8 protein-coding genes are annotated in these 8,115 nt (G+C 72.2%); 3 read left to right on the forward strand and 5 right to left on the reverse strand.

The window, feature by feature from the left end:
• Positions 1-183: 183 nt before the first annotated feature.
• Together ABZ371_RS25495 and ABZ371_RS25500 are read right to left on the reverse strand one after the other, a co-directional pair.
• On the reverse strand, positions 184-1,404 hold the full coding sequence (locus tag ABZ371_RS25495; RefSeq protein WP_358683676.1) for an acetyl-CoA C-acetyltransferase: 1,221 nt from the start codon (positions 1,402-1,404) through the stop codon (positions 184-186).
• Between the two features lie 287 nt (positions 1,405-1,691).
• Positions 1,692-2,723 (reverse strand): SGNH/GDSL hydrolase family protein, encoded by a 1,032-nt coding sequence (locus tag ABZ371_RS25500; protein WP_358683688.1) that lies wholly within the window; start codon positions 2,721-2,723, stop codon positions 1,692-1,694.
• Between the two features lie 154 nt (positions 2,724-2,877).
• On the opposite strand from ABZ371_RS25500, the gene ABZ371_RS25505 reads away from it, so the two are divergent.
• Entirely contained in the window at positions 2,878-4,281 is a 1,404-nt protein-coding gene (locus tag ABZ371_RS25505) for a cystathionine beta-synthase (protein WP_358683678.1), read from the forward strand.
• A gap of 446 nt (positions 4,282-4,727) precedes the next feature.
• Here ABZ371_RS25505 and ABZ371_RS25510 read toward each other — a convergent pair whose 3' ends face one another.
• Positions 4,728-5,144 carry a hypothetical protein gene (locus ABZ371_RS25510; protein ID WP_358683680.1) on the reverse strand — a complete coding sequence of 139 codons (417 nt, stop codon included), beginning with the start codon at positions 5,142-5,144 and terminating at the stop codon, positions 4,728-4,730.
• Positions 5,145-5,325: 181 nt separating this feature from the next.
• The gene (locus ABZ371_RS25515; protein ID WP_358683682.1) at positions 5,326-5,907 is read right to left on the reverse strand and encodes a thioredoxin domain-containing protein; all 582 of its coding nucleotides are present in this window, start codon (positions 5,905-5,907) and stop codon (positions 5,326-5,328) included.
• 136 nt (positions 5,908-6,043) lie between these two features.
• Between ABZ371_RS25515 and ABZ371_RS25520 the strand changes: the two genes are divergently transcribed.
• Positions 6,044-6,892, forward strand: a complete 849-nt coding sequence (locus ABZ371_RS25520) for a MurR/RpiR family transcriptional regulator (protein ID WP_358683684.1) — start codon at positions 6,044-6,046, stop codon at positions 6,890-6,892.
• Between the two features lie 130 nt (positions 6,893-7,022).
• Positions 7,023-7,559: a hypothetical protein gene (locus tag ABZ371_RS25525; protein ID WP_358683690.1), complete on the forward strand. Its 537-nt coding sequence runs from the start codon at positions 7,023-7,025 to the stop codon at positions 7,557-7,559.
• 38 nt (positions 7,560-7,597) lie between these two features.
• Here ABZ371_RS25525 and ABZ371_RS25530 read toward each other — a convergent pair whose 3' ends face one another.
• Entirely contained in the window at positions 7,598-7,972 is a 375-nt protein-coding gene (locus ABZ371_RS25530; protein WP_358683686.1) for a hypothetical protein, read from the reverse strand.
• Positions 7,973-8,115 lie beyond the last annotated feature (143 nt).

Consider the following 8,115-nt stretch of genomic DNA (forward strand, 5'->3'; position numbering starts at 1 on the left):
TTCGTGGTCGCGTTCGCTTCGCCTGCCGCTGCGGGCAGGTGCCGCCCTCGTACCTCGGGCGACCCCTACCCTCCGCTACGGCTCAGCTCAGCCGCACGGTGTTCGTGGTCGCGTTCGCTTCGCCTGCCGCTGCGGGCAGGTGCCGCCCTCGTACCTCGGGCGACCCCTACCCTCCGCTACGGCTCAGCTCAGCCGCTCGATGACCATGGCCATGCCCTGGCCGCCGCCCACGCACATCGTCTCGAGGCCGAACTGCTTGTCGTGGAACTGGAGGCTGTTGATCAGCGTGCCGGTGATGCGGGCGCCCGTCATGCCGAAGGGGTGGCCGACGGCGATGGCGCCACCGTTGACGTTGACCTTGTCGAGCGGCAGGCCGAGGTCCCGGTAGGACGGGATGACCTGGGCGGCGAACGCCTCGTTGATCTCGGCCAGGTCGATGTCGTCGATCGTCAGCCCGGCCCGCTTCAGCGCCTGCTTGCTCGCCTCGACCGGCCCGTATCCCATGATCTCGGGCGAGAGGCCGGAGACGCCGGTCGACACGATGCGGGCCAGCGGGGTCAGGCCCAGCTCGCGCGCCTTGGTGTCCGACATGATGACGAGGGCCGCGGCCCCGTCGTTGAGCGGGCAGCAGTTCGCCGCGGTGACGAGTCCGTCGGGGCGGAACACCGGCTTCAGGCCCTGCACGCCCTCCAGGGATACGCCCGCCCGCGGGCCGTCGTCCTTGGAGACGACCGTGCCGTCCGGCGTCGTCACAGGGGTGATCTCGCGCTCCCAGAAGCCGTTCTTGAGGGCCTCCTCCGCGAGGTTCTGCGAACGCACTCCGAACTCGTCCATGTCCTGACGGGTGACGCCCTTGATCCGGGCGAGGTTCTCGGCGGTCTGTCCCATCGCGATGTACGCGTCCGGGACGAGGCCCTCCTCGCGCGGGTCGGTCCAGCTCGCGCCGGACTCCTCGGCGCGGGCCGCCGTGCGGGCCTCGGCCTCCGCGAAGAGCGGGTTGTGCGTGTCCGGCAGGCTGTCGGAGTTGCCCTTCACGAAGCGGGACACCATCTCGACACCGGCGGAGATGAAGACGTCCCCCTCGCCGGCCTTGATCGCGTGCAGCGCCATGCGGCTGGTCTGGAGCGAGGACGAGCAGTAGCGGGTGACCGTACAGCCCGGGAGGTGGTCCATGCCCATCTGCACCGCGATGATGCGGCCGAGGTTGTTGCCCTGCTCGCCGCCGGGAAGACCGCAGCCGAGCATCAGGTCGTCGATGTCCTTCGGGTCCAGCTCCGGGACCTTGGCCAGCGCCGTCTGGATGATGGTCGCGGTCAGGTCGTCCGCGCGCAGGTCCTTGAGAGACCCCTTGAAGGCCCGGCCGATCGGCGAACGGGCAGCAGAGACGATCACGGCTTCGGGCATCACGCGGCTCCATGAGGGCTGGAAGGCAGGAAGGCTGGGACTGACTTGGAAGTTACCCGTACGTATAGCTGAGGTCACCCGGCAAGCGATGTGATGCGGGCCTCTTTTCTAAGCAACCGCTCAGTCACTCGTTTTCTTCCCCCGTATCCGATCCGGGTCCGGCCGCACCCGGATCGGCGTGCCGTCCGGCGCACCCACGCTTCCGGGCGGCCCGTCCCCGCCCAGGTCCGGCCGTGTCCGCGCCTCGGACGGCCCCTCCCAGCGTCCGTGCCCTCAGCGCCCGTCCGTCACGCGGACCGCCACGGCGCCCCGGTCTCCGGAGGGGCCGAGCGGCCCTCGCCGGAGCCGTCGTGCGGCACCGGCTCCGTGTGGGCGGGCAGCCGGCGCCTGCGCCGGTGCTTGAGCAGGGCCCACGGCGCCCGGGCGCCGGTGACCTCCGTACCGGCCTCCCGTGCGGCCTGGGAAGCCGCCTCGGCCACCGGCAGCATGTCCTCCCGCCGCGACCCGTCCAGGTGGTCGGACTCGGGCCACAGGCCCAGGGCCGCGCACAGCGTGGGGAGCATGGCCATCGACGCCGTCGCGTAGCCCTCCGCCGAGGGGTGGTAGTTGTCGGGGCCGAACAGCTCACGCGGGTTCGCCTCGAACTCGGGGCCGAGAAGGTCGCCCAGCGACACCGTCCGCCCGCCCTGCTCCACCGCCCCGATCGTCTGGGCTGCCGCCAGCTGCCGGCTCACGCGCCGGGCCAGCCACCGCAGCGGCTGGTAGACCGGCTCGAGTGTGCCGAGGTCCGGGCAGGTGCCGACGACCACCTCCGCGCCGGCCGTGCGCAACCGCCGCACGGCCGTGGTCAGGCACCGCACCGACTGCGTGGCCGGCATGCGGTGCGTCACGTCGTTCGCCCCGATCATGATCACGCAGACGTCCGGGACCCCCGATGGATCCGTTAGGATCAGCGACACCTGGCGCTCCAGATCGTCGGAGCGAGCCCCCGGCGACGCCACGTTCCGCAGATCCACCGGGCGCTCGGCCACCGCCGCCAGCCCGGAGGCCAGGAGCGCCCCCGGCGTCTGACCGGCCCTGCGCACCCCCTGGCCCGCCGCCGTCGAGTCACCCAGCAGCACGAAGCGCAAGGGGTCGGCGGGCCCGGCGAACGCCACCCCGTACCGTCCGTCCGCACTCGGTGGCACCGGGGCCGTACCGCCGCCCACCTGCCGTTTCGCCAGCTGTACCTCGGCCAGTACCAGGCCTACCGTCGCCGCGCCGATCAGCCCGACGCTGCCGCCGCCGTAGGCCGCGCCCGCCGCGATCCGCCGTGCCACCCTCGCTCTCGACACAGTCCGGTCCACCTCCTCCATGCCTACAGCCGTACACAGCAGTACCTGCCCCGCGAGGGGTATGGCCCAATCGCTCCGCCCGATCATGTGCGCCTGCGCATACTCTTGCCTGACCATCTCGGAGATCCCGGAGTACACGGTGCAATTCCACGATTCGATGATCAGTCTTGTCGGTAACACCCCGCTGGTGAGGCTGCGTAATGTGTCGGCAGGCATTCAGGCGACGGTCCTGGCCAAGGTCGAGTACTTCAACCCCGGCGGGTCGGTGAAGGACCGCATCGCGCTGCGCATGATCGAGGCGGCCGAACAGAGCGGCGAGCTGAAGCCCGGCGGCACGATCGTCGAGCCGACCAGTGGCAACACGGGTGTCGGCCTGGCCATCGTCGCCCAGCAGAAGGGCTACAAGTGCATCTTTGTCTGCCCGGACAAGGTGTCGACCGACAAGATCAACGTCCTGCGCGCGTACGGCGCCGAGGTGGTCGTCTGCCCCACGGCCGTCGATCCCGAGCACCCGGACTCGTACTACAACGTCTCCGACCGCCTGGTCCGTGAGACGCCGGGGGCCTGGAAGCCGGACCAGTACTCCAACCCGAACAACCCGCGCTCCCACTACGAGACCACGGGCCCCGAACTCTGGGAGCAGACCGACGGGAGGATCACCCACTTCGTCACGGGCGTCGGCACCGGCGGGACGATCACCGGTACGGGTCGCTACCTCAAGGAGGTCAGCGGAGGCGGGGTGCGGGTCGTCGGCGCCGACCCGGAGGGTTCGGTCTACTCCGGCGGTTCGGGCCGGCCGTACCTCGTCGAGGGGGTCGGTGAGGACTTCTGGCCGAGCGCCTACGATCGCACGGTCACCGACGAGATCGTCGCCGTCTCCGACAAGGACTCCTTCCGGATGACGCGGCGCCTCGCCAAGGAGGAGGGGCTGCTCGTCGGCGGTTCCTGCGGCATGGCGGTGGTCGCGGCGCTGGAGGTCGCGCAGCGGCTCGGCCCCGACGACGTGGTGGTCGTCCTGCTGCCGGACAGCGGGCGCGGCTACATGAGCAAGATCTTCAACGACGAGTGGATGGCCGACTACGGCTTCCTGGAGGACACCGGACCGTCCGCGCGGGTCGGTGCCGTCCTGGACTTCAAGGAGGGCCCGCTTCCCTCGCTCGTGCACATGCACCCCGAGGAGACGGTCGGCGATGCCATCGACGTACTCCGCGAGTACGGCGTCTCACAGATGCCCATCGTGAAGCCGGGGGCCGGGCACCCGGACGTGATGGCCGCGGAGGTCATCGGCTCCGTCGTCGAGCGGCAGCTCCTGGACGCCCTCTTCACCCAGCGCGCCTCGCTCTCCGACCCCCTGGAGAAGCACATGTCGGCCCCCCTGCCGCAGGTGGGCTCCGGGGAACCCGTCGAGGACCTGATGGCGGTGCTCAGCGGCACGGACGGCGCCGACGCGGCGATCGTCCTCGTCGAGGGGAAGCCGACGGGGGTCGTGAGCAGGCAGGACGTGCTGGCGTTCCTCGCCAGGGACGCCGCCCCCAAGCCGTGACCCGGCCTCCGGGCTGCGCGGACCTCCGGGCTTCGCGAAAAAGGTACGAGGGCGACACGTGCACGCAGCACCGGCTTAACACGGCTCCGGCAGAGTGATCGGTGTCGGCAGGGAAACCCGCCGGCACCGAGTACGGCGACACGGACTACGGAGCGGCTCCCGGACCTCCACCGTCGCCCGGACGCGACCCCGGCCCTGACCCGGGAGCGTCCCTCGTGGGGACCGCCGTCGTCCCGCCCTCCGGGTGACCGGGGGTGCGGCGGTCCCCACGACGACTCGTCCCTTCCGGCCCCCCGCCCGGCCACGCCCGGGCTTTTCCGGACGGGACGCGGAACCTCGGACCCTCCATGCCGGACCCGCGCCTCGCGGGCCGGTCCTCTCGCCGTACGCGGGACCTCACGCGATCCGGGCCGAACTTCGGACCCTCCGCGCATCGGGCCGCCGCCTCAGTCCTCCCAGCCGGACCCCTCCCGCCGCGGCCGGAACCAGGGCCACGCGCGGGCGGCGTGCACGGCGTTGACGCCGACGATGCCCAGCCAGGCCACCACGAGCCCGTCGATCCCCGCGTTCGCGACGCCGATCGCGGACAGCGGGACGGCCAGGACCAGGGAGACGGCCCCGAAACCGAACCGCTCCCCGAAGCCGCCTCCCCCCTTGGCCGGTCGGGTGGCGCCACGGGCGGTGGCCGTCTGCCGCTCGGCGAAGTGCCTGCGCACCTGGCGGTCGAGCGTGCCGTCGAGCCGCCGCTCGACCTTCTCGAGGAACGAGTCGACGAGGGCGCTCTCGTATTCCGGGCCCAGCTCGCCGCGGGCCTGCAGGGTGGCATCGAGCTCGCGCTTGAGCTCAGGGTCACGGGCTTCCATGCCGCTCACGGTACGGAGCCGGACGGCCGGGGGCAGTGGGGCTAACCCCCCGGTTCCGCACAGCCGTGGCAGGTTCTCCCGGACCGACCGGCACGCCCGAGTGATCGAGTCGGCCGGCAACGGTCCCGAGCCGGCTCTGCCGCGGGAGCACGGAGGAAGCGACCGTGGGCCCGCTCACGGCTCAGCGCTCGGTCACCTCCGCCAGGAACGCCTCCGGGGTGACCGCGTAGCCCAGGGAGTTGATGACGGCGACCGGGGTGCGGTCGAACAGGACCGTCGGGGTGGAGCGGACGCCGCTCGTCTCGAAGGCGAGCGAGACCTGCGCGGCCCACGGCAGGTAGGTGCCCTCCCGGACCTTCCGCCGGAAACCCTCGGTGTGCAGTGCCTCGATCTCCTCGGCCGGCCGCAGGAGGTTGTCCCGGTCGGCGAACGCGTCGTCCTCCTCACCGGGCTGATCGGCGTACAGGGCCCGCAGGTAGTGGAAGAAGGGTTTCTGCCCCTCGTCCGCCGCCGCTCCCAGCGCGGCCAGCGCCTCCATGGAGCCGGTGCCGCCCGCCGAGTCGTCGAGGAACGTACCGAAGTGGTGGTCCACCGCGAACCGGCCCTCGTCCGCGGCCCGCTCCATCACGGCCCCGAGGCCGAGCTCCATGCGCTTGCAGTAGGGGCAGCGCGGATCGGCGTAGACGCTCAGCACGTGCGCGGCGTCGTCGCTCCCGTAGCGGACGACGACACCGCCGGGGCCCCTCGTGTTGGCTGGAATCATGGTTCCAGGGTCGGCAGGGGGCAGCCGTCCCGCAATGCGAGCGTCAGCGGCTGTATATGGACATTCAGCCTGCATGCTGGCTGAATGGATTCGGCGGTACCGGTCCGGTGCGCCGGATCTCCGGAGGGGACACACCATGAGCGGGAGCAGCCCGGCCGCGCGGTTGCAGGGGCTCTTCGAGGGGCGCAGGCTCACTCCCACGCAACGGCGGATCGCGCACTCCATGGTGCGGCGTGCCACCGACGCCCCGTTCCTCTCCAGTGTGGAGCTGGCCGAGCTGGCGGGGGTGAGCCAGCCCTCGGTCACCCGGTTCGCCGTGGCCCTCGGCTTCGACGGGTATCCGGCGCTCCGCAGGCACCTGCGGGAGGTCGCACCGGAAGGGACGGAGGGCGGCGCCGGCGGGGAGGCGGACGTCAACGAGTACCAGCAGGCCGTGCGCGCCGAGATCGAGAACCTGCGGCATCTGGACGACCTGCTCGCCGACCCGGTACCGGTGGAACGGGCGGGCAGGCTGCTCGCCGGATCACGGCCCCTGCCGGTGCTCGGGCTGCGGGCGGCGTCCTCGCAGGCCCGGGGCTTCGGTTACTTCGCCGCCAAGGTGCATCCGGACGTACGGGTGCTCGACGAGGGCGGCAGCATGGTCCACGACCGGATCGACGCGGCCCGCCGGGCCGGAGCGGGAGTGCTGCTGTGCTTCGCGCTGCCCCGGCACCCCCGCGAGGTCGTGGACGCGCTGGCGTACGCCCGGCAGCAGGGCCTCACGGTGGTGACCGTCGCCGACTCGGCGTTCGCACCGGTGGCCGCCCACAGCGACCTGCTGATCCCGGCCGCCGTGGGCACCGGACTGGCCTTCGACACGGCGTGTGCGCCGATGCTCCTGGGACGGGTGCTGCTGGAGGCCATGTGCGACGGGCTGCCCGAGGCCCAGGCCCGGCTGGAGGACTTCGACGCGAGGGCCGCCGCGAGAGGGCTGTTCGCCGAGTAGGGCTCACGCGCACACGTCCGCCGTCTCTCAGAAACCGCTCATCTGCGCCCGTTGACCTCCGCGCCCGGAAGGTCCACAGAACTGGGGAAGGGGTACGGACGTGGGGCGTGGAGCGCAGTCGCTGGCGAGGGTGGCCGTGATCGTACGGGCCGGGGCTGCACCGCTGTGGTGGCCGGGGCTGCTCGCCGCGGCCGTCGGCGCTTTCGTGCCGGGGCTGACCGGGCGGCGCATCGGGCTGCTGACCGGGGCGGTGCTGTTCCTGGTGGGCGCGGCCTCGGTGGCGTCGGCCCGCACCGGGCGGTACGCGGAACTCGCCCGGGCGGCCACGCGGGCCGGGCGCGGTGACCTCCTGCAGGACCGGCACGTGACCGTACGGGACTGGCGCCGGAGGAACCGGTGGTGGTTGCTGGGAGCGTTCGTGGTGGCGGTGGGCAGTGCCTTCGTGCTGCCGGGGGCCGGTGGGCTCCTGTTCGCCGGAGCCGGTGCCGGGCTCTGGGTGAAGGCCGTACGGCTCGGGCGGCGCGAGCGGCGTGACGACGCCCTGTACTGGGTGTGGACCGACCGGGTGCGGCGGGGGCGGCCGGCGGGCAGCCAGGTGGAGGGGTACAAGGTGACCGGGCCGATGGCCGGGGACGCCGCGCCCGGTGGGGCGCGGCGCCGCCGGTGACTGTGCGGGGCGGGTCCGGCCGGTGGGGGCGGCGGGGGTCAGACCTCCAGCTCGGCCTCGATCTTCCTCAGCTGGTGGCGGGCCATCGCCAGGTTGGCGCGGCCGGAGTCCAGCACGAGGTAGAGGAACAGGCCGTTGCTGCCACGGGTCTTGAGCAGCCGGATCAGGTGGTACTGCGTGCTGAGGGTGATGAGGATGTCCTCGATCTCCTCCTGGATGCCCAGGTGTTCCATGGTGCGGAGCTTGGCGCGTACGACATCGGTGTTGCCCGCCGCCGCGACTTCCAGGTTGAACTCCTTGCCACCGCCGAGGGTGCCCAGGGCCATGCCGCTGGTGTAGTCGACGAGCGCGACGCCGAGGGTTCCCTCGATCGACGTCATCGCTTCCTTCAGTGACGCTTCGGTGTTGGCCATGAGTGCTCTTTCCTCTCCCTGGCCGGCTCGGGTGGCCGGTCCGTTTCTGCGGTCGGTGGCGCGTCGTGGTGTCAGGTGGTGTCCGGCGCGGCGCGGCGCGGGAGGGCCCGGGGCTGCGGCGGGCGCGGGGGAGGCGCCGGCCG

The sequence above is a fragment of the Streptomyces sp. NPDC005899 genome (assembly GCF_040629645.1).
Taxonomy (GTDB): Bacteria; Actinomycetota; Actinomycetes; order Streptomycetales; family Streptomycetaceae; genus Streptomyces.

Coding starts and splice junctions, on each gene's coding strand:
- ABZ371_RS25495 (WP_358683676.1), bottom strand. CDS start 1,404: ATGCCCGAAGCCGTGATCGTCTCTGCTGCCCGTTCGCCGATCGGCCGG.
- ABZ371_RS25510 (WP_358683680.1), bottom strand. CDS start 5,144: ATGGAAGCCCGTGACCCTGAGCTCAAGCGCGAGCTCGATGCCACCCTG.
- ABZ371_RS25515 (WP_358683682.1), bottom strand. CDS start 5,907: ATGATTCCAGCCAACACGAGGGGCCCCGGCGGTGTCGTCGTCCGCTAC.
- ABZ371_RS25520 (WP_358683684.1), top strand. CDS start 6,044: ATGAGCGGGAGCAGCCCGGCCGCGCGGTTGCAGGGGCTCTTCGAGGGG.
- ABZ371_RS25530 (WP_358683686.1), bottom strand. CDS start 7,972: ATGGCCAACACCGAAGCGTCACTGAAGGAAGCGATGACGTCGATCGAG.